At 33.2% G+C, this 21,002-nt stretch carries 19 protein-coding genes and 3 tRNA genes; 15 read left to right on the top strand and 7 right to left on the bottom strand.

The features are described from left to right. Positions 1-7: 7 nt before the first annotated feature. Genes J3U14_RS00860 through J3U14_RS00870 form a run of 3 tightly spaced genes read right to left on the bottom strand, consistent with a single transcriptional unit; the run spans position 8 to position 1,783 of the window. A complete protein-coding gene (locus J3U14_RS00860; protein ID WP_267351261.1) occupies positions 8-379 on the bottom strand; it encodes a hypothetical protein in 372 nt (123 codons plus the stop codon). Further along, a complete protein-coding gene (locus J3U14_RS00865) occupies positions 376-849 on the bottom strand; it encodes a hypothetical protein (RefSeq protein ID WP_267351263.1) in 474 nt (157 codons plus the stop codon). The genes J3U14_RS00860 and J3U14_RS00865 overlap by 4 nt, the downstream gene beginning before the upstream one ends. Beyond that, complete coding sequence (locus J3U14_RS00870) at positions 839-1,783, bottom strand: PilN domain-containing protein (protein ID WP_267351264.1); 945 nt, start codon at positions 1,781-1,783, stop codon at positions 839-841. The genes J3U14_RS00865 and J3U14_RS00870 overlap by 11 nt, the downstream gene beginning before the upstream one ends. A gap of 205 nt (positions 1,784-1,988) precedes the next feature. On the opposite strand from J3U14_RS00870, the gene J3U14_RS00875 reads away from it, so the two are divergent. The 3 genes from J3U14_RS00875 to J3U14_RS00885 all read left to right on the top strand — a co-directional run bounded on the left by J3U14_RS00875 (position 1,989) and on the right by J3U14_RS00885 (position 2,269). After that, positions 1,989-2,064: transfer RNA gene (locus tag J3U14_RS00875), tRNA-Val, on the top strand. A gap of 35 nt (positions 2,065-2,099) precedes the next feature. Then, positions 2,100-2,175 (top strand) — tRNA-Val (locus J3U14_RS00880). Positions 2,176-2,193: 18 nt separating this feature from the next. Next, positions 2,194-2,269: transfer RNA gene (locus tag J3U14_RS00885), tRNA-Lys, on the top strand. Between the two features lie 40 nt (positions 2,270-2,309). Here the strand turns inward: J3U14_RS00885 and J3U14_RS00890 are convergent. The 4 genes from J3U14_RS00890 to J3U14_RS00905 form a co-directional block, all read right to left on the bottom strand. Continuing rightward, positions 2,310-2,564: a hypothetical protein gene (locus J3U14_RS00890; protein WP_267351266.1), complete on the bottom strand. Its 255-nt coding sequence runs from the start codon at positions 2,562-2,564 to the stop codon at positions 2,310-2,312. Between the two features lie 291 nt (positions 2,565-2,855). After that, positions 2,856-3,482 (bottom strand): LysE/ArgO family amino acid transporter, encoded by a 627-nt coding sequence (locus J3U14_RS00895; RefSeq protein WP_267351268.1) that lies wholly within the window; start codon positions 3,480-3,482, stop codon positions 2,856-2,858. A 102-nt stretch (positions 3,483-3,584) separates the two neighbouring features. Next, a complete protein-coding gene (locus J3U14_RS00900) occupies positions 3,585-4,940 on the bottom strand; it encodes an APC family permease (protein WP_267351270.1) in 1,356 nt (451 codons plus the stop codon). A gap of 107 nt (positions 4,941-5,047) precedes the next feature. After that, complete coding sequence (locus J3U14_RS00905) at positions 5,048-5,467, bottom strand: OsmC family protein (RefSeq protein ID WP_267351272.1); 420 nt, start codon at positions 5,465-5,467, stop codon at positions 5,048-5,050. A 261-nt stretch (positions 5,468-5,728) separates the two neighbouring features. Between J3U14_RS00905 and J3U14_RS00910 the strand changes: the two genes are divergently transcribed. The 12 genes from J3U14_RS00910 (at position 5,729) to J3U14_RS00965 (ending at position 21,001) form a co-directional block, all read left to right on the top strand. Next, positions 5,729-6,535 (top strand): sulfite exporter TauE/SafE family protein, encoded by an 807-nt coding sequence (locus tag J3U14_RS00910; protein WP_267351273.1) that lies wholly within the window; start codon positions 5,729-5,731, stop codon positions 6,533-6,535. Positions 6,536-6,686: 151 nt separating this feature from the next. Continuing rightward, positions 6,687-7,034: an HIT domain-containing protein gene (locus J3U14_RS00915; RefSeq protein ID WP_267351275.1), complete on the top strand. Its 348-nt coding sequence runs from the start codon at positions 6,687-6,689 to the stop codon at positions 7,032-7,034. Positions 7,035-7,040: 6 nt separating this feature from the next. Continuing rightward, positions 7,041-7,664, top strand: coding sequence for a hypothetical protein (locus J3U14_RS00920; protein WP_267351276.1), 624 nt, complete (start codon positions 7,041-7,043; stop codon positions 7,662-7,664). Beyond that, positions 7,664-8,710 (top strand): beta-N-acetylhexosaminidase, encoded by a 1,047-nt coding sequence (gene nagZ / locus J3U14_RS00925; protein ID WP_267351277.1) that lies wholly within the window; start codon positions 7,664-7,666, stop codon positions 8,708-8,710. The genes J3U14_RS00920 and nagZ overlap by 1 nt, the downstream gene beginning before the upstream one ends. Then, entirely contained in the window at positions 8,691-9,932 is a 1,242-nt protein-coding gene (locus J3U14_RS00930) for a sigma 54-interacting transcriptional regulator (protein ID WP_267351278.1), read from the top strand. Before nagZ ends, J3U14_RS00930 begins: the two co-directional genes overlap by 20 nt. Before the next feature lie 101 nt (positions 9,933-10,033). Further along, positions 10,034-11,149: a glycosyltransferase family 9 protein gene (locus tag J3U14_RS00935; RefSeq protein ID WP_267351279.1), complete on the top strand. Its 1,116-nt coding sequence runs from the start codon at positions 10,034-10,036 to the stop codon at positions 11,147-11,149. Positions 11,150-12,016: 867 nt separating this feature from the next. Then, a complete protein-coding gene (locus J3U14_RS00940; RefSeq protein ID WP_267351280.1) occupies positions 12,017-13,210 on the top strand; it encodes a glycosyltransferase family 9 protein in 1,194 nt (397 codons plus the stop codon). A gap of 250 nt (positions 13,211-13,460) precedes the next feature. Continuing rightward, positions 13,461-14,672 (top strand): glycosyltransferase family 9 protein, encoded by a 1,212-nt coding sequence (locus J3U14_RS00945; protein WP_267351281.1) that lies wholly within the window; start codon positions 13,461-13,463, stop codon positions 14,670-14,672. A gap of 20 nt (positions 14,673-14,692) precedes the next feature. Next, positions 14,693-16,171: a D-glycero-beta-D-manno-heptose-7-phosphate kinase gene (gene rfaE1 / locus J3U14_RS00950; protein ID WP_267351283.1), complete on the top strand. Its 1,479-nt coding sequence runs from the start codon at positions 14,693-14,695 to the stop codon at positions 16,169-16,171. Positions 16,172-16,367: 196 nt separating this feature from the next. Next, complete coding sequence (gene msbA / locus J3U14_RS00955; protein ID WP_267351285.1) at positions 16,368-18,104, top strand: lipid A export permease/ATP-binding protein MsbA; 1,737 nt, start codon at positions 16,368-16,370, stop codon at positions 18,102-18,104. Positions 18,105-18,132: 28 nt separating this feature from the next. Continuing rightward, positions 18,133-19,902, top strand: coding sequence for a lipid A ABC transporter ATP-binding protein/permease MsbA (msbA, locus tag J3U14_RS00960; protein ID WP_267351286.1), 1,770 nt, complete (start codon positions 18,133-18,135; stop codon positions 19,900-19,902). Positions 19,903-20,053: 151 nt separating this feature from the next. Further along, on the top strand, positions 20,054-21,001 hold the full coding sequence (locus J3U14_RS00965; protein WP_267351288.1) for a glycosyltransferase family 8 protein: 948 nt from the start codon (positions 20,054-20,056) through the stop codon (positions 20,999-21,001). Position 21,002: the final 1 nt, after the last annotated feature.

Below are 21,002 nucleotides of genomic sequence, written 5' to 3' on the forward strand. Positions count from 1 at the left end.
CCTCATATCACTTGTTTAATGGCATCATCCAGACAATACTATCTTGACAATATTGAGCCAGATTTGCTTGCCAAACAACGTTATCATTCGTAAGCGTTTTGATTTGCCAAGGCAATAACATTGGAGGAATCTCACTATTGATTATTGCTAACCATTGCTGTGTTGACGTTAACCAGATTTGATAATAATTATTGTGCTGTGATTGTATGATTCCGCTAAGTTGCCAGCTTTGTATCTGTGCTAATAATTGGTTAGTTTGTTCGGTACACGATATCAAATCAGTCAGATTGAATGGATCGCGTGCCAAACGGTGATTTGCATCAGCATTAAAGCAAATCATCATGATAAAAATTAAGCTAGAGAATAAATAATGATTCATGTTGTTTCCTTATCGAAAGATAATGTAAACGATATAATTAGATGATTATTTTGTCGAAGAATCCTAAAATCAGATAAATCAAGATAATAGCTATTGTGGTTAAAGGTCGATAATAAGTTTAGAAAATTAGTAAATTGTCCATGGAGCTCAATATCCCACATCGTTTTGTTATCCGTTCGATAGTATCTGAATGTATGTAAAGTTAACTGGTATTGTGTAATCGCATGAGCCAAATCTTTTTCTGAAAGTAAAATGAATGATCTATTCATTTGGGTTTGATATCGGTCAATTTGGGTTTGTAGCTGTTTTATTTTTTCACTCTGAATCTGATGCTGTTTAAATTGCTGTTTGGCTTGATTAGCAATATCTTCAATAAAAAATAGATAGCTAATGATGATCATTGTGATGATAGAGACAAAACCGATAGTATATTGCTGCCAAAGTGGGCGATTAAAAAAATCACTCTTCATTAAATGTGATTTCCATTTTAAATGACAAATTGTGTTCTTGTCTGGTTATGTCATGAATCTGACTTTTTATGATGTTATCGTGCCGTAATAACGTTTGATTAAAATTGATAATCTCAATATGACGAAAGCTATAACCAGAAATCATCACTTGTTGCGGTTGATAATGGAATGATTCTAACCATATAACAGGTGGTAATTGTTCTGAAAGTAGTGTTAAAACGTGATAAATTTGTTGTTGGCTAACCGACAGTTTAGGAATAAAAGTTGCTAATTGTTGAGTTAACCGTTTTTCGTTATGTTGTTGTTCGACATTTAATAGGGTGTAATGACTGAGTTTAAGTTGCGTTTGATGCCATGAATAACCCATAGAACAGCAAGCAATACCCATTATGCACACCATAGTAACAAGTAACGAAAATTTCTGCCTTTTCTGTTTTTCTTGTCGCCAGGGTAAAAAATTGATTATCTCTTCATTAATTACTCCACCAATACAGTGTAATCTTAAATTGTGTTTTTTAAATAAATCCAGCCACTCATTGACATAATCACGTTTACATATTGTTACATTAAGATAAGGTTTGTCAGCAGAATAAATAAAATCATAACAGACGTTTGTAGCGGTGAGTTCAAATAATTGATAAATCGATGCTTCAACATATAAAGCTAGTTCGCCTAAGGCTAAATTAAGTGGTGGAAGTTTGAGTTGTTTGGTTTGGAAATCATTTTCATTAAGATAAAGTTCAAAAACCGATTGTGTTGGAATACGATTCTTTAGCTCAAGAATCAATTGTTCAACATCATTCAAGTTTTGATAAGGGTAGTTAACGGTAGTCTCATTTTGTTTTGCTGTTTGAGTGTTAACCAAATAGATAATTTGATACCGTAACCTTTGGGGTTCAATATAAATTTTAATACGACATTTTCGGATAAACATGATCGATTGTGTACTTATGATTTTAAATTACCTTATGACCAAGCATAATAAGGATTGATTAAATAAAAATGAAAAAAAGGGATTTTTGCGAAGTATTACGCAAAATAAGATTAAAATTAAATCGAACAAAGTTAATTTTGCGAAATTATGAAAAAAAAGGTTGACTGAAATAAGACGTGCCTTATAATGCACATCCACACGGTAAGGGTGATTAGCTCAGTTGGGAGAGCACCTCCCTTACAAGGAGGGGGTCACTGGTTCGAACCCGGTATCACCCACCAATCTTTACCGTGACGTTTTAGCAATAAAACATTTGGGGTGATTAGCTCAGTTGGGAGAGCACCTCCCTTACAAGGAGGGGGTCACTGGTTCGAACCCGGTATCACCCACCACTTTTAGTTTTCTTATATGGGTTGTTAGCTCAGTCGGTAGAGCAGCGGACTTTTAATCCGTTTGTCGAGCGTTCGAATCGCTCACGACCCACCACTTTCTTTCTTCGTTTTTCAACATAATTAACAATATAAATTTAAGTAAACCTAAGCGATGAGAACGCAAGCGTTCGACAAATTCGTCTGGAACGAATTTGAACAACACGAAGTGTTGGCCCCGAAGGGGTGAGGCACACGATGTGCCGAATAATCAAGCTCACGACCCACCACTTTCTTTCTTCGTTTTTCAGCATAATTAACAAGACTAATTTAAGTAAACTAAGCGATGAGAACGCAAGCGTTCGACAAATTCGTCTGGAACGAATTTGATATGCATAATATGTAAATTTCATTTGAATTTATTATCAATCCACTAATCTAAACAACAAAATAAGCTAAAGATTTTAATTTTGCAGATATTTAGGTAATAAAACGCATTAGTGCAGGTTTTCAATACAAACATAGTCATTGTTTAAAATGAAAGACCACTATGCTATAGATTAAAAAGGCTGGATTAATCAGGTTGGCTAATAAAATTTGACGAGATTCGCAAATATTTCAACTTAACTTGCAATCATCATAGTGATCACAAGTTTTGAAACGATCTTGTTGGTCAATAATGGTATATTAATTGTTTAAGTCAATTAAATACCTTGGTAAACATACATAATTAATCGATAAGCAATATAAAACATTACCAAACCGACCAAGCAATCTAAAATGACCGACATTCTTTTTTGTTTGAATAGGGGGGTTAAAAGTCTGGCGCCGTAACCAATACCAAAAAACCAGATAAATGAAACACAAACAGCACCAATTAGAAATGCTATTTTCTGCTCACTGGTTAACGTGCCTGCAATTCCCCCAACAATAACAACCGTATCTAAATAAACGTGTGGATTGAGTAACGTCACAGCTAAAGTCGCAAGTACGACTTTAAGTAAACTATTGTTTTTTGTATCTTGAGATTCAATTTGCATACTACTTGTGCCTTTTATCGCACTTTTTAATGCGTTAAATCCATACCATATTAAAAAAAGTGCCCCTAAAATGGCAAGAATATTGGTAATAAAAGGATTGGCACTAATAAATGTTCCGACTCCCATGATGCCAATAGACATTAAGGTAAAATCACATATAAAACAGATAGCTGATACAAAGAATATATGATTTTTTAATAAACCTTGCTTTAGTACAAATAGATTTTGTGCGCCTATAGCAATAATAAGACTACCGGAGATCATTGCTCCCCGTAATATTTCCGCCAACATAGTGTAATAATCCCTTAAATGTATTTAATTGTTATTTTGATATATTCCATTCTATTATTCAATACACTATAGCATCGTTGATATAAATTAAAGTTGATTAGGTTATATATTCGCTTTAGTGAATGCCGTTAATTGGCATTTTCCTTGATTAAAAATCAAAACAACAATGCCTATCGTTAACCAGATAATCCCCACTATTTTGGCTTGATTATCAATATGCAGTAATACCGGTATTAAGACCAAGATACCGATAATAGGCAAACATATATCAAATATAAAAGAAGAAATCCCATAGTTGAAATTCTGTTTTTTAAACTTGAAATAGCCGATCACTGAAAGATGTAACATAATAAATGCAGTGAGTGCACCAACATCAACAAATGAAATTAAAGTTGGCAATCCTTTTGGACTGATTGCGGCAATCGCTGCCAAGGCTAAATTAAAAATTGCTGCAAATAAAATTGCGATAGTAGGTACGCCGCTTTGCTTACCGACCTTTGCAAACATTGCAGGTAAGCGTTTATCTCGACCCATACTAAATAGTAAACGGCTAGAAGCAGCTTGTCCGACCATGGCAGCAAATGACGCGCCTATTGCTTTCATTAAACCTAATGCCCATCCAAGCCATAGACTTATCTCTTGGTTAACAATATTGTAAAAGGCTTTTCCTTGTAATTCTGTATGCGTTTGCAGATATTCGGGAGAGTAGGGACTGAGTAATGAACCGACATAAATTTGAATAACAAACAGTAACCCTGCTATGAATAAACAAGTTAGGATAGCTTGACTGACTAAATTGCGTTCACCACGATTTTCTTCAGAAAAAGTTGCGATGGCGTCAAAACCTAAATACGATAATACGGCAATGGATACCGCTGTAAATAATTTTTCCCAAGTAAATAATTGTCCCCCTGTAAATGGTCTTAACCAGTCTCGTTCAATATTACTTGTTAATAATACCCACATTCCCACCGCTAAAATCGCTAATAAAATTAAGACTTCAAGAATTAATATAACTAAAGTGATATTAATCGATTTTTTAATCCCTATTAAATTGAGTGCTGTTGTCACAATAACCGCTAAACCCGTCCATAGCCAAACAGGAATATCAGGCATAAGAGCATTGAGGGATATTCCACTAAATAAATAAGCCACAGCTGGGATAAACAAATAATCAAGCAATAATAACCAACCGACTAAAAAACCAGCATGAGGATGAATTCCCGCTGAACAGTAAGCATAAACCGATCCGGCATGGGGTAACGCATTTGCCATTCTGGCATAAGAATATGCCGTAAACCCCATAACTAATGTAGCTACCATATACACTAACGCAGTGGCGCCATCACTCGTTGCATCTAATACCCCAAATAATCCAACTGGGGCTGCGGGTCCAATAAAAAGCAATCCAAGAATGACCAGATCTCGAAATCGCATACTCTTTGTTAACTGCGGCATAACCATTCTCATATAAAATCAAAGCCTACATTCAATATGTTAATGGATGAATGGTTATACAGCTAAGATCAACTTGTTATTTATATATAACTTTTCGATCTATACGATTAATGGTGCTCTCTTATTTCATAGGTGTAACTCATTTTTGCTGTTTTACCTAACATAATTGAGGCACTACAATATTTTTCAGATGCAAGTTTTATGGCTTTTTCGACAACTTCGTTGTCAATATTCTTACCTGTGACGACAATATGAAAGTTAATCGAGGTGTAAACTTTAGGGGAAGAATCAGCTTGAGTTTTATCGATATCAATCCACAGATCCCGTATATCTTTTTTAGCTGTTTTTAAAATAGCGACAATATCATAAGCCATGCAACCAGCAGCACCATGCAGTAATAGTTCCATTGGACGAGCACCTCGATTGCGACCGCCGTGTTCAATGCCGCCATCCATGATTAAGGCATGACCGCTTGCTGTTTCGCCCATAAAACAAAATTCATCAACCCATTTTAATCGATCTTTCATGATGTACTCCTTACCATTTTAACTTTTAGAAATTTATTTTATTCATTGATTTTCTATTAACATAAGCGATTTTTTGTCATCTGTCACTATTTGATCATGACTGAATACATTGTCATGTTAAACTTAGGTGGTCTGTCAAATATTAACCCTGTAAAACCGTACAATTTCGATGCATAACCAAATGATTATTTGAAATATTATTTAAAATCTGAATTTATGATCTCGATTTTAATGTTAGCTACTAAAACAAAAGGATGCTTTATGATACTAGAATTTATTCTGTTTCTTTGCATTGGGGCGGCAGCAGGTCTGTTAGCCGGCATGTTTGGTATCGGTGGGGGCGCTTTGATTGTGCCAGCGCTAATTTTTACACTCAACCACTTTACCGTTAATAGTGTTTGGACAAACCATATCGCTATAGCCACATCTTTAGCAACAATTATTGGGACGAGTTTGTCTTCAAGCTGGATGCATAATAAAAACCACAATATCGAGTGGTCTATTTTAAAAAGAATGGTTTTAGGTTGTATTATTGGTACTATCGGAGGATCCTACATTACGCCTTTGATACCGGGTGTTTGGTTAAAATGGATTTTTGTCATTTTCATGATTTATGTTGGTAGTCAATTTGTTTTTAAAACCCGTCAAGTTGCGCACAATCACGCTACTGAAGTGGTAAAGTTGAATACTAGTATTTATATCGCAATGGGCGGTGTTATTGGTCTTTTTGCCGCTTTAGTTGGCGTAGGTGGAGGCGTATTAGTCGTGCCTTTTCTAAAAAAATGCGGTATTGGTATGCGTAAAGCAATCGGCACATCAGCGGCTTTTACGCTACCGGTTGCCATAGCTGGCACGATAGGTTACATCATTTCTGGTTGGCATGTCATGCCTTTACCAAAATATTGCGTTGGTTTTGTTTATGTTCCTGCTGTATTAGCCATTATGCTAGCTAGTATTCCTATGGCAAAAGTGGGCGTATTAATTGCACAAAGAATTTCAGTGGATAAACTGATTAAGTTGTTTGGGATGTTCTTACTGGTATTAGCATTAAAATTAATGATTTCTTAGCGTTATACTCTGTTTTTTTTGAAATGGTAAACAATTTAGTTTAGATTTTTTGTTTCTGTAAATTGTAACGTTATCTATACACTTTTATAATAAAAATATGTTATGCTTTCTCTAATTTAACTTTTATCGGGTTTTATATAAGGAAAATATAATGGCAGAAGAAACTATTTTTAGTAAAATTATCCGACATGAAATTCCTGCAGATATCGTATTTCAAGATGATAAAGTGACCGCTTTTCGAGATATCTCACCGCAAGCCCCCACTCACATTTTAATCATTCCAAACAAACTTATTCCAACCGTTAATCATGTGACTGAACAAGATGAACAGTTACTTGGACATATGATGATTGTGGCCGCTAACATTGCTAAACAAGAAGGAATTGATGAAAGTGGTTATCGATTAATCATGAATTGTAATAAAGATGCGGGACAAGAGGTCTTTCATATTCATATGCATTTATTAGGTGGAAAAAATTTGGGGCGATTATTAGGTTAATTTAATATGAAAAAAATTATAAGGTTATTAGCATTTAGTGCATTTGTCAGTTTATTGGTCGGGTGTCATCTTCTTGATTCTAAAAAAACAGTCGATACTCCTCCAATTGATAATTCACCAATAGGCATTATTGAAACTCCACCGCAAATTGTTAAAAAAACAGATTGGCGAAGTATTTTATCGCCATTTATTACTAAAATACTACAATCCTCATCAATCCCTGAAGGCAATAGAGTATTATTAATCAGTGATATACAAAATCGTACAGGTGAATTTGTCGCAAATAATCAAATTGATGAAGCGCTACACCAGTTAATGAGTAAGCAACCCATTTTTTCTGTTGTTAATAAGCAATCAATTAATCAAGCTAAACAAGCAATCGGTATTGGTTCAGATGATAAATTTGTGTCTCGAGGAAAAATGATTGGGTTAGCTAAATCAATAAATGCGCAATATGTATTGTTTACCACACTTTATCAATTACCTAATGATGATAATGGCACAGATGCTGATCTTTCAATAGAATTACTTTCTACCCAAAATGGTGAAATTTTAGAGAGAGTAGCTTCAAAAGATTTTGCTCAGCCAAAGACGCAAACTGATAATAATCAAACTGAGGCAAATGAGTAATGGGACCGCTATTAATTGATTTTGAGGGGACGACCTTAACCAAAGAAGATCAAACGCTGTTACAAAATCCTTTAGTTGCGGGCGTCATTTTATTTAGCCGTAATTTTCAGAATGTAGAACAATTATCAGAATTAATAAAAGAGATTCGTTCAGTATCCCCAGAACGATTATTAATTTCAGTGGATCATGAAGGGGGACGAGTTCAGCGTTTTAGACAAGGTTTTACATTAATTCCCCCTGCACAATCGTATGCGTTGCTGAATGATATTGAACAAGCAAAATCCTTAGCTTTTGATGCCGGTTGGTTGTTAGCAATGGAACTAATTGCCTTTGATATTGATTTGAGTTATGCGCCCGTATTGGATTTAGGTCATGAATGTTTGGCTATCGGCTCACGTTCGTTTCATCAAGATGTCGATATCGCATACCAAATTGCATCAGCAATGATTGATGGTATGCATAGTGCTGGAATGAAAACAACCGGTAAACATTTTCCGGGGCATGGTCATGTTATTGCTGATTCTCATAAAGAAACGCCAGTTGATCATCGCAATCAATCATTAATTGAACATGATATGCAGATATTTTCCAGATTAATTGCTGATAAAAAACTTGATGCAATTATGCCTGCGCATGTTATCTATCCAGCGTTTGATGATAAACCAGCGAGCGGTTCAAGCTATTGGCTTAAAACAGTGCTTCGTCAACAATTACATTTTGATGGTGTCATTTTCTCGGATGATTTATCGATGGAAGGTGCTTCTGTCATGGGAAATTATGCTGAGCGAGCGAAAAATGCATTAGCAGCAGGTTGTGATCTGTTGTTAGCATGTAATAATCGTCAAGGATCTTTTGCGATTTTAGAACAATTGGAAAGTTTAGATAAACAACACTCCCTTAGATCAACCAAAGCGCAATCGCTGTTAACAAAAAACAAAATTAGCTATGACGATTTAATCAAAACAGCTGATTGGCAAAATCGATATAATAATTTGATGAAACTAAACGAAAAATGGGCGGATTATAATGCAAATAGCCATCCTTGAAATTGATCATAATAAACGACTGATAGCATATAATGACAAGGCTAAAACGTTACTTTCATCGACTTTGTTAACGTTACAACAACCTTTTGACTATCAGGCAATATTTCATCTGGATAAGACGCAAGGTGTTGATGAGCTAGATGATACCATTATTGTACTTAATGCACAGTATTATCTGTTGCAAAAAGTTAACGAAACATCAAAAACTATTTTTATCATCCAACCTATAGAATATCTTAAAAAAAGATTATCTAAAATTCATGTTGTGGCAAGTCAGGCTTTTGACATTTTTGCGACACAAAGTAATGCCATGCAAAAATTAATTGCACAAGCTAAAGCGTTTTCGATACAACGTGAACCGTTATTAATCTCGGGAGAAACGGGCACCGGTAAAGATCTACTTGCTTATGCCTGTCATCAATACAGTCCTCGAGGGGAGCAAACTTTTCTAGCGTTAAATTGTGCTGCAATGCCAGATGAAGTGGTTGAAAGCGAACTTTACGGTCATGCTGCAGGGGCTTACCCGGGAGTAATAGAAAGTAAAAAAGGTTTTTTTGAACAGGCTAATGGCGGATCGGTTCTACTTGATGGTATTGATGAAATGTCTTTTCAAATGCAGACCAAGTTATTACGTTTCATTAATGATGGCTATTTTCGTCGGGTTGGTGATGATAACGAGGTGTATGTTGATGTACGTATTATTTGTGCCACAAAAGTTGATTTAGCCGATTTAGTCGAACAAGGAAAATTTAGAAAAGATCTCTATTATCGGCTCAATGTGCTTTCATTACATCTTCCTTCATTACGCGAACGCAAAGAAGACATTGCTCCGCTAACCATGATGTTTGTCAATGAATTTGCCGATAAACAAGGCATACCTGCTCCTTATGTCGATAATGAAGTTTTTGACTATTTAGCCCGCTACTCATGGCCAGGGAATGTAAGACAACTAAAAAATATTCTGTATTGCGCTCTATCTCAGTTGACATCAACTAAATTGACCGTCAATGATATTGAGTTACCAGTGCAAACTTCATCAAGAATATCTAGCATTGATAATATCGAAAATAAGACATTAGATGAAATGACCAAACAGTTTGAAAAAGAGATTTTATTACAGTTATACGATAAATATCCAAGTTCTCGTAAACTGGCGAAACGGTTAGGCGTATCACATACGGCAATCGCCAATAAATTACGGGATTATGGTATGAATCGATGATTAATTTTGAAAAAAATCCAATTGAAAAATAACGATTGATTTGTTTTATAAGACAAAATTGTTGAACTATTTATTATGGAAAACTGACGAGACAATAAAGAATGATTGAATGCTTCAAACGCCTTAATCGATATAGAAATTTTCTAATTAAAAAGATTAAGAATAATCTTAAAACAAATCAACTTAACAAACGAAAATTAAATCAAACCATTTTTGATGCTGAAAAATATCACTCATTATTAATAGTCATGTGCGATTTTGGTATTGGTGATGCAATCGTTGCATCTTTTCTTATTAATGAATTAAGACAGAAAAATTATCAAGTGAATGTTGTTGTGGATGAACGGTTAAGCTTTTTATTTAATGGTTTTATTGAAGTCGATAATGCTTACTTTTTTAATAAAAAAGAGATAAAAAAATTTTGCAAAACCGAAAAAAATATCAAGATAGATCTTGCCATTGATCTTTATGATGAAGGTGATAATAGTCTTAGAAGAGTTGAACTTATCTCATCTTTTGACCCGACGCATACCATAGGGTTTAATCAATCTAAATTCTTACAATATGATACTTCAATTGTTTTTAACGAGGTGAACGCTCATATCACTCAACGAAGCTGTAAAATTCTAGATCTTCTGAAAATTAGTTATAATTGTGTTCAATATCATCTCAATATTTATCATGATGAATTATTAACAGCCAAAAAGTTTATTAACGAAGTGTGTAATGGATCGGATAAATTTATTATTGTTTTTAATCCGTTTGGATCGTCTGAAACGAAAAGTTTTTCACATGAACAAATAAAAAGAATTAACGCTTTTCTATCACAACAAAAAAATTGTACTACCATTATTGTGGGGGAACAGAAGCAAATTTGTGCTATTGATGAATTACCGAATATTCATCTCAATAGAAATCCATCTTTTATTGTGGCATCAGCGCTTGTTTCGCTATGTCATTTAGTCATTAGTGTGGATACATCAGTTGTGCATGTTGCATCAACTTATAATAAACCATTGATAGCGGTTTATAATAATCGTTTTAATGCTGGTTTTAATCTGAATAAAGTATGGGCACCTATCGGCACGAACGCTAAACTTTTATTTACACAACAAAACAAGATTACAAAGGCAGGTGATCCGATTGCTGAATTAGATATCCAATTGATTATCGAACAGATTAAAGAAACATTAAAAAGTTTCAGACCTTTGGTGTAATTTAAGCGTAGGATAATTTACGCTATCGATAATCGTTTAAATTTAGGTCATGTTGGTTGAAATTGTTAAGTAAATGAATCAATTTTTATACAAACGAACTTCAAAAATCAATATTTACCAACTTTCATTCCCAATTCAGTGACTAATAGTATAAACTTACCGCCATCCAATATTGAGTTTGGAATTATTAGTTAACTTTTTTATAAAAATAATGTTGACCAGTTATCAATTATTAAATATAACACTGTAATAAAATTTAAGTATTAAGAGTCAATAAAATCGTTGTGTCGTGAAATAATCTAAAAATCTTTAGTAGAGTGTGATTTCTATTGATTGGCATAAAAAAATACAGAATGTTGAATTAAAAATTATAATTGAAATAAAGGCATTTTGTTTTGAATAATTGGCTATAAACTAAATAACATTAGAAAATTCCAAGTTTGGTTGTGCTTTGAAGACTGATTTTGGTGTTTAATCATGACTGATGTTATTTGACATATGATTGATAAGCTTACTTTAAACGTTATATTATAATGTTACACGATACAGTATAGAAAAATGGGATCAGCTTTGTGATAAATGGCACTTGTATGATCTGTATCCCTTTTTTTGCGTGATTAAAATATATCAAACCTTTAACTAAAATATTAGCTAATTTTACCAAACGAATAATTGAATGTTTCAACCCAATTGCAAAATAGTACGTAATATAGTGATTAGAAAGTTAGAAAAGCAGTAAATTGTCAATGCTTTTAACGTTCTAATGTAAGCATGTAATGTAGCAACCCATTTAATTGATAGCGTTTATTAAATTACGAATTGTAATGGCTGGAAAAATTCAAATTAATACATGGGGTAATATTAATTATGAGTTATCTTAAAGAGTTACAGAGAAAAGTTAATAAATATAAAACAAAATACAAAGTTAATGATAAGAAAATTGCGCTTAAATTAATTTGGTGGAACATTGTTCAAATAATTAGTTTAAAAACCAGTAAAGATAAAATATCTAAGAAAAATTTAAATAAAATAGCCCTAATTTTATCAGGGGGTATTGGTGATATTTTAATTGGTTTTAATTACGCTTGTTATTTACGAGAATATTTAAAGCCTAACAACATTATTATCGATATTTTTGTTAATAATGCTGGTATGGTGAAATCTTTAGATGGTGGGGCTGAATTTAATATTTTTCCCGTTTTAGAGCCAATAAATGATAAATATCTGTTGAAAATAGGATTAGTTAGATACCCACAAATTTTAGAAAATAACCTCATTTATTCAAAGCATTCCAAAAATAAAAAATTGCTTAAACTTATTGACGTTTACAAAGATTTTTACAAGAAAAATACCCGTTTTTTTGATTACTTACCTTTTATGGACGGCATGACTAATCAGTTTTCGCTTATCAATGGACATAAAAGAATACAACAACCTGATATTGCTAATTTATTAAATATTAGTCGTAATTTTAAGTATACCCCTAAAATATTTCACGAAAACCGAATATTAAACAATTTAAGGCTCAAGCCAGGTAAATATATCACTATCAACAGGGGCGTTGATAATCAAGGTAATGTGATTGAGTCCACTAAACTGTGGAGCTTACACAATTATAATGCTTTAGTAAATCTTATTAAAATCAATTATCCAAATTATAAAATTGTTCAATTAGGCGCATCAACCGATCGATGTCAACTGATTGATAATGTTGATATAAACTTGGTTGGCGAAACATCATTAGACGCCCTTAAAGTATTACTTAAGCATTCTGTACTACATATTGATAGTGAAGGGGGAATGGTACATTTAAGAAAGGCTTTAAATGGAGGGGTATCTGTCGTGATTTTTGGGCCTACCTCTGCCGATTTTTATGGATATGCTGACAATATTAATATTGCTTCTAAAGCTTGCCCATTTAGTTGCGAATGGTTAAATGAAACATGGGCAAAAACTTGCATCAATAGTCTCAACAACCATATCTGCATGAAATCTATAGATACAAATTTTGTTTTTGAACAAGTCAAAAAATTTTTAAAGCATGATGAAAGTATAAATTAATTATTATCAATAGTCGCTTTATTGGAAAGGTCAAAGACTAAACTAGCATAGTTAAATAACACGATTGTTTACTCAAGTTATAAATATAATTACTTATTTATTCAGTTTTTTTGCTATAAAAATAATTTTAATTATTAGAAATTTTTCTAAAAATTTTCCTTTATTTTAGGGTATAATACCCCGCCCAAAAGCTAGGTTAATGTAAATATATTTTAATATTGAAACTATATGAGTAAATAAGAAATCAATTATGAACTATTTTGATAAATTACAGCAAAAAGTTAACAAATATAAATCACTTTATTCCAATAAGTATAAAAAAGCTGCAATCAAATTGTTGTGGTGGAATTTGTGTAAACTTTTTGACTTTAAATCAAACAAGCAAAAATTTGATCCGATTACTAATGAACCCTATGAAATTGAATATCGCTTAGATCGTTTATCTTTTTTCATTACAGGGGGAATCGGTGATATCTTAATTAATCTTAATTACTGTAGTTATCTCTTAGATTATTTGAAAGATGAAATTAAAACTATCGATATTTTCGTAAAGAATACCAAATTAGTTAAAGAATTGATTGGGGAATCAGTTTTTAATATCTATCATAAAGATGAGTGGAATCAAGATCGAGTAGCTTACTTACTTGATTTTAAAATAGATCGTTTTCCACTAATAGTTAAAAATAATTTAGTTTTACTCCCGTCAAATGTAAATTTGAAATTAAAAAAATTGGTTAAATTGTATGAAGAATTTTATCGAATAAATGGTAAAATTGTGTACGATCCACCTAAAATTGACTCATTAAGTATTCAGTATTCTATAATCAATAATCAAAATAGATTGCAACAGCCAGATATTTATGGTTTTTTGAATATTGATCGCAATAATTATAAATTTTTACCAGCACTATCTGATGATGAAAAAGTTTTAAAAGATCTAAAATTAGCCGATACAAAGTTTATTACGCTTAATCGTGGGGTGGATGGGACAAATCCTCAAAGTGAATCCACAAAATTATATCCGCTTGAATACTATGATGAATTAGTCAGGCTGATAAAAACAGCGTTTCCAGAATACAAAATTGTTCAATTAGGTGTATCGACAGATAGATGTCAGTTAATTAAAGGTACGGATTTAAACTTAGTTGGAAAAACGACTTTAAATCAGTTGAAAGCTATTTTGAAAAATTCCATGTTACATATTGATGGAGAAGGTGGAATGGTTCATTTAAGAAAGTCTTTAGAAGGTGGTGTTTCAGTCGTGATTTTTGGTCCGACTTCTGCAGACTTTTATGGTTATTCAGATAATGTCAATATTTCTTCCAGTGCGTGTCCTTTAACATGCGAATGGATAAATAATAAATGGGCATCATATTGTATCAATAAAAACAACAATCATATCTGTATGAAAAGTATCAAACCAAATTCGATTTTCGAAGAAATTAAAAAAATATTGAAATAGCATAAACTGGAAATATTAATATGAATCAATTTTATTCTTACCTTGATAGATTTAGAAATACTAAAGTAACGGTCATTGGGGATATTATGTTGGATCGTTTTTTGTATGGAACGGTAGAGCGGATTTCTCCTGAAGCACCCGTACCCATTTTCAGATTGGATCATGAAGAGGTAATGTTAGGTGGGGCAGGTAATGTGGCGGCAAATTTAGCGTCTCTTGGCTGTAAACCTACTTTTTTAGGATTTGTTGGTTTAGACACAAACGGTAAGCTTGTTACTTCACTTTTAAAAAATGCAGGAAGCCATAGTCATCTTTATCGATTGAAAAATCATCCAACTATTATCAAAACACGATTCATCGCTAATCATAATCATTTACTTCGTGCTGATGCTGAAAAGCTACTTCCGTTTGTACCTGAATTACTCCCTAAATTTTCTAAGTTAGTCAAGCAAGCCATTAAGATGACCGATATTGTTTTGTTATCGGATTACAATAAAGGTATTTTTAATCAAGAAACCACTCAGATGATTATTAATCTTTGTAATAAGTTTAATATTCCAGTTATTGTTGATCCAAAAGGTAATGATTATTCTAAGTATCGTGGTGCAACATTAATTAAGCCAAATATCAAAGAATTTTTTGATGCAACAGGTATTAAACTCAATCCTGATAGTCCACAATTTGATGATGAATTGAAACAAGGTGCTGATATTTTCTTAAAACAATATGGTATTAAAAATATTATTGTGACCTTAAGTGAATATGGAATGGCTTATATTTCATGTGAAAATAAAAATTTCATTGTCAAAATACCAACAGAAGCTAAAGAAGTTTTCGATGTTTCTGGTGCAGGAGATACCTCTTTAGCCACATTAGGTATTGCTTTAGGTGCAAAAGCACCAATTGCCGAAGCGATGCAATTAGCCAATATTGCATCAGGAATTGTGGTTGGAAAATTAGGCACAGCCACTGTTTCTTTTAATGAATTAAAAGCAAAATTAACGACAAAAAAATGTGAAATTAAGTGTACTCGAACAAATAAAATTATCAGTTTATCCGATGCTAAGCCAATTATTGATGAATTAAAAAAACAAGGTAAAAAAATTGGATTTACAAATGGCTGTTTTGATTTGTTACATTTAGGGCATTTAAGTTCTTTGCAACAAGCTAAAAATGTTTGTGATATTCTCATTGTGGGAGTGAACTCAGACGATTCGATAAAAAAATATAAAGGTGCTGATAGACCTATTCAAGATCAAAACACTCGAGCCACGTTACTGGCTTCACTCGAATTTGTTGATTATGTCATCGTATTTAGTGAAGATAATGCGTGCCATATTGTGGAAGAACTTCGACCTGATGTGATTGCGAAAGAAGGCTACACCATTGATAATTGGCCTGAAGCGCAAAAAGTAGTCAGTTATGGTGGCGAGGCCATTATTCTTGAACGTATAGAAGGTTATTCAACCTCTCAGTTAGTCGCTAAATGTAAAAAATAATCGACGATTGGGTGATCTAAATGCATATCGAGTAGATATGCATTTTTTTTGATGCGAAGATTCTATTCTATTTTAAATGAACGAAGTTTTATTGTAGGAATAATTAACTAAGACTCTTTTAAGCATTTATTAAACTAACGAGACATCGTTATTTGTAGTATAATACCTATTATTTTGATAATTTTTAATTAACTTTATGTCGGACAAATATACCTCTTGGAAAACACTTAGACTGCTTTGGCCTTTTGTTGCACCATACAAAAAAGCATTAATTGCGGCCGTGTTTGGATTGCTATTAAATGCCGCTACTGATGCTACGCTAATTTCTCTTACAAAACCGTTATTGGATCATGGTTTAATGGGAAAAAATTATTCGTTATTGATGATCATTGCTGGATCGATCATTGGTTTAATACTGTTAAGAGGATTGTCAAACTACGCATCGACCTACTGTCTATCGTGGTTGTCGGGCAAAGTTGTCACCAAATTTAGGCAGTTAATCTTCAATCATCTTGTTAAAAGCCCCGTTAGCTTCCATGATAAGAGTTCTGTGGGTGACCTTGTGTCAGTTATCACATTCAATACACAACTCTTATCCAAAGCTTCATCTGATGCATTAATTATCTTGGTTCGAGAAATTACCTACGCCATTGGACTTTGTTGTGTCATGTTTTATGGTAGTTGGAAATTAGCATTAGTGCTATTTATCATTGTTCCTTTAATCATTTTTATCGCACAATTTATTGCCAAAAAATTTAGAGAAACCATTAAATCGATGCAAAAAGGGATGGGTGAAATTACCACCGCTGCCGATGAAATGTTAAACGGTCATAAAGAGGTATTAATATTTAATGCCAAGGATTACGAAAAACGTAATTTTAGCCAGATAACGGATACTGTGCGACGTGGCGTATTAAAAATTGAATTTGTTTCAAGATTGTCAACACCAATCATCCAGTTGATTGCAACTTTAGGTTTAGGGGGCATCTTGTATCTGGTTGCCAGTGAAAGTTTGGATATCACGCCTGGATCTTTTACCGTTGTATTTTCTGCTATGGTTGCGGTTATGCGCCCACTTCGTGAATTAACCAGTTTACATGTTGAATTACAAAAAGGTGCGGTAGCTTGTGAATCATTATTTGGGATCTTAAATTCACCATTAGAAGAAGATGAAGGTAAAATTGAGAAAGATAAAGTTAATGGTAATATAGAGTTTAGACATATTACCTATACTTATCCTACTCGAAATACACCCTCACTCAATGATATCAGTTTTACGATAAAAGCGGGGCAAACGGTTGCATTAGTTGGACGGTCTGGAGCCGGTAAATCTACCATAGCCAGTTTAATTCCTCGTTTTTATGATGTAACAAACGGCGAAATTCTGTTAGATTCGATTAATATAAAAGATTACACATTAAAATCATTACGAAGCCAGATTGGATATGTATCGCAACGCGTGCATTTATTCAATGGAACAATAGCCGATAATATTGCTTATGGAGAGAAAGGAAAACATTCTCAAGAAGCCATTATGCACGCTGCAAAATTAGCAAATGCTTTAGAGTTTATTGACAAATTAGAACAAGGTATTAATACTGAAATTGGTGATAACGGCGTATTGCTATCAGGAGGGCAGCGACAACGGATTGCAATTGCCAGAGTTCTGTTACGTAATAACCCGATTTTAATTTTAGATGAAGCGACTTCAGCATTAGATAATGAATCCGAACGATTGGTACAGGAAGCGATTGAAATTTTGCAAAAAAATCGTACATCTATCATTATTGCTCATCGATTATCAACCATTGAAAAAGCCGATCGAATTTTAGTTATTGATGAGGGAAAAATCGTTGAAGATGGCGATCATGAATCACTTTTAGCGCTGAATGGTATTTATTCTCAAATGCATAAAATGCAATTTAATGCGTAATATCATTAATTTATTTATGAAGAACAATATGACTAAAAAACATCAACAAGAAAAGCATGATCTCGATAAAGATTCATCAACATGGCAAACGTTTTTGAAACTGTGGCCATATATTATTGAGCATAAACTCATTTTATTTGTCTCTGTATTATTACTTTTCTTAAGTGCATTTGCCGATACATCACTCATTGCAATATTAAAACCCCTTTTAGATAGAGGGTTTAGTGATGGTGATAAAAGTTTTTTACTTATGGCTCCCCTCTATATTTTTGGGTTGGTTTTATTACGAGGTATCGCTAACTACGGCTATTCGGTTTCGTTAGCATTTATCTCTGGAAAAATTGTCATGCGGATTAGACAAAGGTTATTTAACCATTTTGTCGATGCGCCGGTTAGTTATTACGATCAAAATTCGAATGGTCGATTATTGTCTCGTATAACTTACGATACCGATCAGGTAGCCTCGTCATCATCCGATGCTTTAATTATCATTATTCGGGAATCAGCGTTTATTTGTGGATTATTTTATACGATGTTTTATAACAGTTGGCAATTATCATTGTCACTGATCATCATTACTCCCATTGTTATTGGTTTAATTACGTTTATTTCTGTGAAATTCCGACGATTAGCTAAAAATATGCAAAATTCAATGGGTAATGTCACCATGTCTGTTGAACAAATGTTAAAAGGACATCGTGAGATCATCGTATTTGGTGCACAAGACGAAGAGTCGAACAATTTTGTTAAAATAAGTAATAAGTTTCGTCGTGACGGTATGAGACTTGTCTCTATTTCAGCGCTCTCTACCCCAATTGTTCAGTTAGTTATTTCATTTGCAATTGCTTTTGTTTTATTAACGGCAAGTAATCCAGATTTAAATATCACAGCGGGTGAGTTTACGGTTGTTTTTTCTTCCTTAGTTGCGCTTATGCAACCTATTAAAAGTTTGACTAGTGTGAATGCGAGTTTTCAAAAAGGTATGGCGGCATGTCAAACACTCTTTTCCATTTTGGAGCAACCTGTCGAAAAAGACACGGGTAAACTTAACATTGAACGTGTAAAAGGGGATATTGAATTTAAGCATGTTAGTTTTGGTTATGAAACCCGACAACAACTTGCGATCCAAGATATTAGCTTTACTGTTTCGGCAGGAAAAACCGTGGCTTTTGTTGGGCGTTCGGGTTCAGGGAAAACGACGATCACAAATTTACTGACACGTTTTTATGATATTTCTGAAGGTGAAATATTGATTGACGGACATAACATTCAAGACTTAACTCTATTTTGTTTAAGAAACCAAATTGGATTAGTTTCGCAAAATGTTTTTCTGTTTAATGATACCATTGCCAATAATATTGCATATGGTCGACTTGATCAGTATTCACAAGCTGAAATAGAAGCAGCCGCTAAAAAGGCTTTCGCTTATGATTTTATTATGAATTTTGAAAAAGGTTTTGACACCAAAGTTGGGGAAAGTGGCGTATTATTATCAGGTGGTCAACGCCAGCGGATCGCTATTGCAAGAGCATTATTGCGTGACAACCCTATTTTAATCTTAGATGAAGCGACTTCTGCATTAGATACGGAATCTGAACGTGCCATTCAAAAAGCGTTAGATGAATTACAAAAAGGCCGAACATCTTTAGTGATTGCACATCGACTCTCAACGATTGAAAATGCCGATGAGATTCTAGTCATTGATGATGGACATATTATCGAGCAAGGTAATCACGCAGCTTTATTAGAGAAAAAAGGAATATACTTTAATTTATATACAGGTAAACAATTCCAATAAATTAAGTGAACGCAAACTATAATCAAAAGCTGTATTAGTCAAACCGGAAAAGTCGCTACTATTGGATTTTTGAGGGTAAAAAGAATAATTGCAAGATATTTAATTTAAAAATATTATTTGTAGTAAATGGTGCATCATGGAAATAATTTAGATGAATAAACAGAATACGATTAACATCGCTTTTTGCTCAGATAAAAATTACTTAAAATATGTAGCGATAGCTATTCAATCAATCTATTTTAACAATTTGAATAATGCGTTAAAATTTCATGTTTTTCTTTATGATGTCGAACAAGACGATATTGATCAATTGAGTCGTTTAAGCTCAGATATTATCGTCTATCCTATACCTGAAGCATGTTTGGACAAATATGATAACGAACATGCGATAAAGCATCTTAATCGTTCCATGTTTATTCGACTACTTGTCCCGCGGTTATTAAATGGAAAAGTGGATAAATTAATCTATTTAGATGCTGACATCCTTTGTTTCAAAGATATATCTGCAATAAATAATATTGACATCGATAATGTCGTGTGTGCGGCCGGTATTGATTCATTAAATAATGAAAACGTTTCTAAAAATATTCAACGATTAAACTTGTCGACTACACATTATTTTAATTCAGGTTTTTTATACATTAATGTAAAAAATTGGAATGATTTTAACACCGAAGATAAAGTAAATACGCTTTTATTATTGCATAAAGGTCAGTTGCGTTATCCTGATCAAGATGCGCTTAACATGGTATTACAAAATGATGTGTTAATCGTTGATCCTAGTTGGAACTACTTATTCACATGGATTAACGAAAAAAATAAAGATAAGTTTTTTGAAACTGAAAAAAATTTACCTTACTTTATTCATTTTACGGGAGCGAGAAAACCTTGGTACCATGAGCATGTGGGTGCTGCCCAGAATTGGTATCTTTTTTATAAACATTTTACGCCATGGCGAGATAGTTGTTTAGACAGCTATCAAGATAAAATGAGACCAACTGATTGCCGTGTCTATGTAAAAAAATTCTTTAAAAGTGGTCATGTATTAAAAGCCTTAAAATATGCATTTATGTATATTAAACTTAAAAACAAAAAATAAA

The sequence above is a fragment of the Gilliamella sp. B3801 genome (genome assembly GCF_026536645.1).
GTDB lineage: Bacteria > Pseudomonadota > Gammaproteobacteria > Enterobacterales > Orbaceae > Gilliamella > Gilliamella apicola_I.

Bases quoted from the DNA above. Each gene is read 5' to 3' on its own strand.
- J3U14_RS00935 (WP_267351279.1), top strand. From the start codon at position 10,034: ATGATTGAATGCTTCAAACGCCTTAATCGATATAGAAATTTTCTAATT.
- J3U14_RS00900 (WP_267351270.1), bottom strand. From the start codon at position 4,940: ATGCCGCAGTTAACAAAGAGTATGCGATTTCGAGATCTGGTCATTCTT.
- J3U14_RS00965 (WP_267351288.1), top strand. From the start codon at position 20,054: ATGAATAAACAGAATACGATTAACATCGCTTTTTGCTCAGATAAAAAT.
- J3U14_RS00915 (WP_267351275.1), top strand. From the start codon at position 6,687: ATGGCAGAAGAAACTATTTTTAGTAAAATTATCCGACATGAAATTCCT.
- J3U14_RS00940 (WP_267351280.1), top strand. From the start codon at position 12,017: ATGAGTTATCTTAAAGAGTTACAGAGAAAAGTTAATAAATATAAAACA.
- J3U14_RS00895 (WP_267351268.1), bottom strand. From the start codon at position 3,482: ATGTTGGCGGAAATATTACGGGGAGCAATGATCTCCGGTAGTCTTATT.
- J3U14_RS00945 (WP_267351281.1), top strand. From the start codon at position 13,461: ATGAACTATTTTGATAAATTACAGCAAAAAGTTAACAAATATAAATCA.
- J3U14_RS00860 (WP_267351261.1), bottom strand. From the start codon at position 379: ATGAATCATTATTTATTCTCTAGCTTAATTTTTATCATGATGATTTGC.
- J3U14_RS00910 (WP_267351273.1), top strand. From the start codon at position 5,729: ATGATACTAGAATTTATTCTGTTTCTTTGCATTGGGGCGGCAGCAGGT.
- nagZ (WP_267351277.1), top strand. From the start codon at position 7,664: ATGGGACCGCTATTAATTGATTTTGAGGGGACGACCTTAACCAAAGAA.
- msbA (WP_267351286.1), top strand. From the start codon at position 18,133: ATGACTAAAAAACATCAACAAGAAAAGCATGATCTCGATAAAGATTCA.
- J3U14_RS00870 (WP_267351264.1), bottom strand. From the start codon at position 1,783: ATGTTTATCCGAAAATGTCGTATTAAAATTTATATTGAACCCCAAAGG.
- J3U14_RS00865 (WP_267351263.1), bottom strand. From the start codon at position 849: ATGAAGAGTGATTTTTTTAATCGCCCACTTTGGCAGCAATATACTATC.
- J3U14_RS00930 (WP_267351278.1), top strand. From the start codon at position 8,691: ATGCAAATAGCCATCCTTGAAATTGATCATAATAAACGACTGATAGCA.
- J3U14_RS00905 (WP_267351272.1), bottom strand. From the start codon at position 5,467: ATGAAAGATCGATTAAAATGGGTTGATGAATTTTGTTTTATGGGCGAA.
- J3U14_RS00890 (WP_267351266.1), bottom strand. From the start codon at position 2,564: ATGAAATTTACATATTATGCATATCAAATTCGTTCCAGACGAATTTGT.
- J3U14_RS00920 (WP_267351276.1), top strand. From the start codon at position 7,041: ATGAAAAAAATTATAAGGTTATTAGCATTTAGTGCATTTGTCAGTTTA.
- msbA (WP_267351285.1), top strand. From the start codon at position 16,368: ATGTCGGACAAATATACCTCTTGGAAAACACTTAGACTGCTTTGGCCT.
- rfaE1 (WP_267351283.1), top strand. From the start codon at position 14,693: ATGAATCAATTTTATTCTTACCTTGATAGATTTAGAAATACTAAAGTA.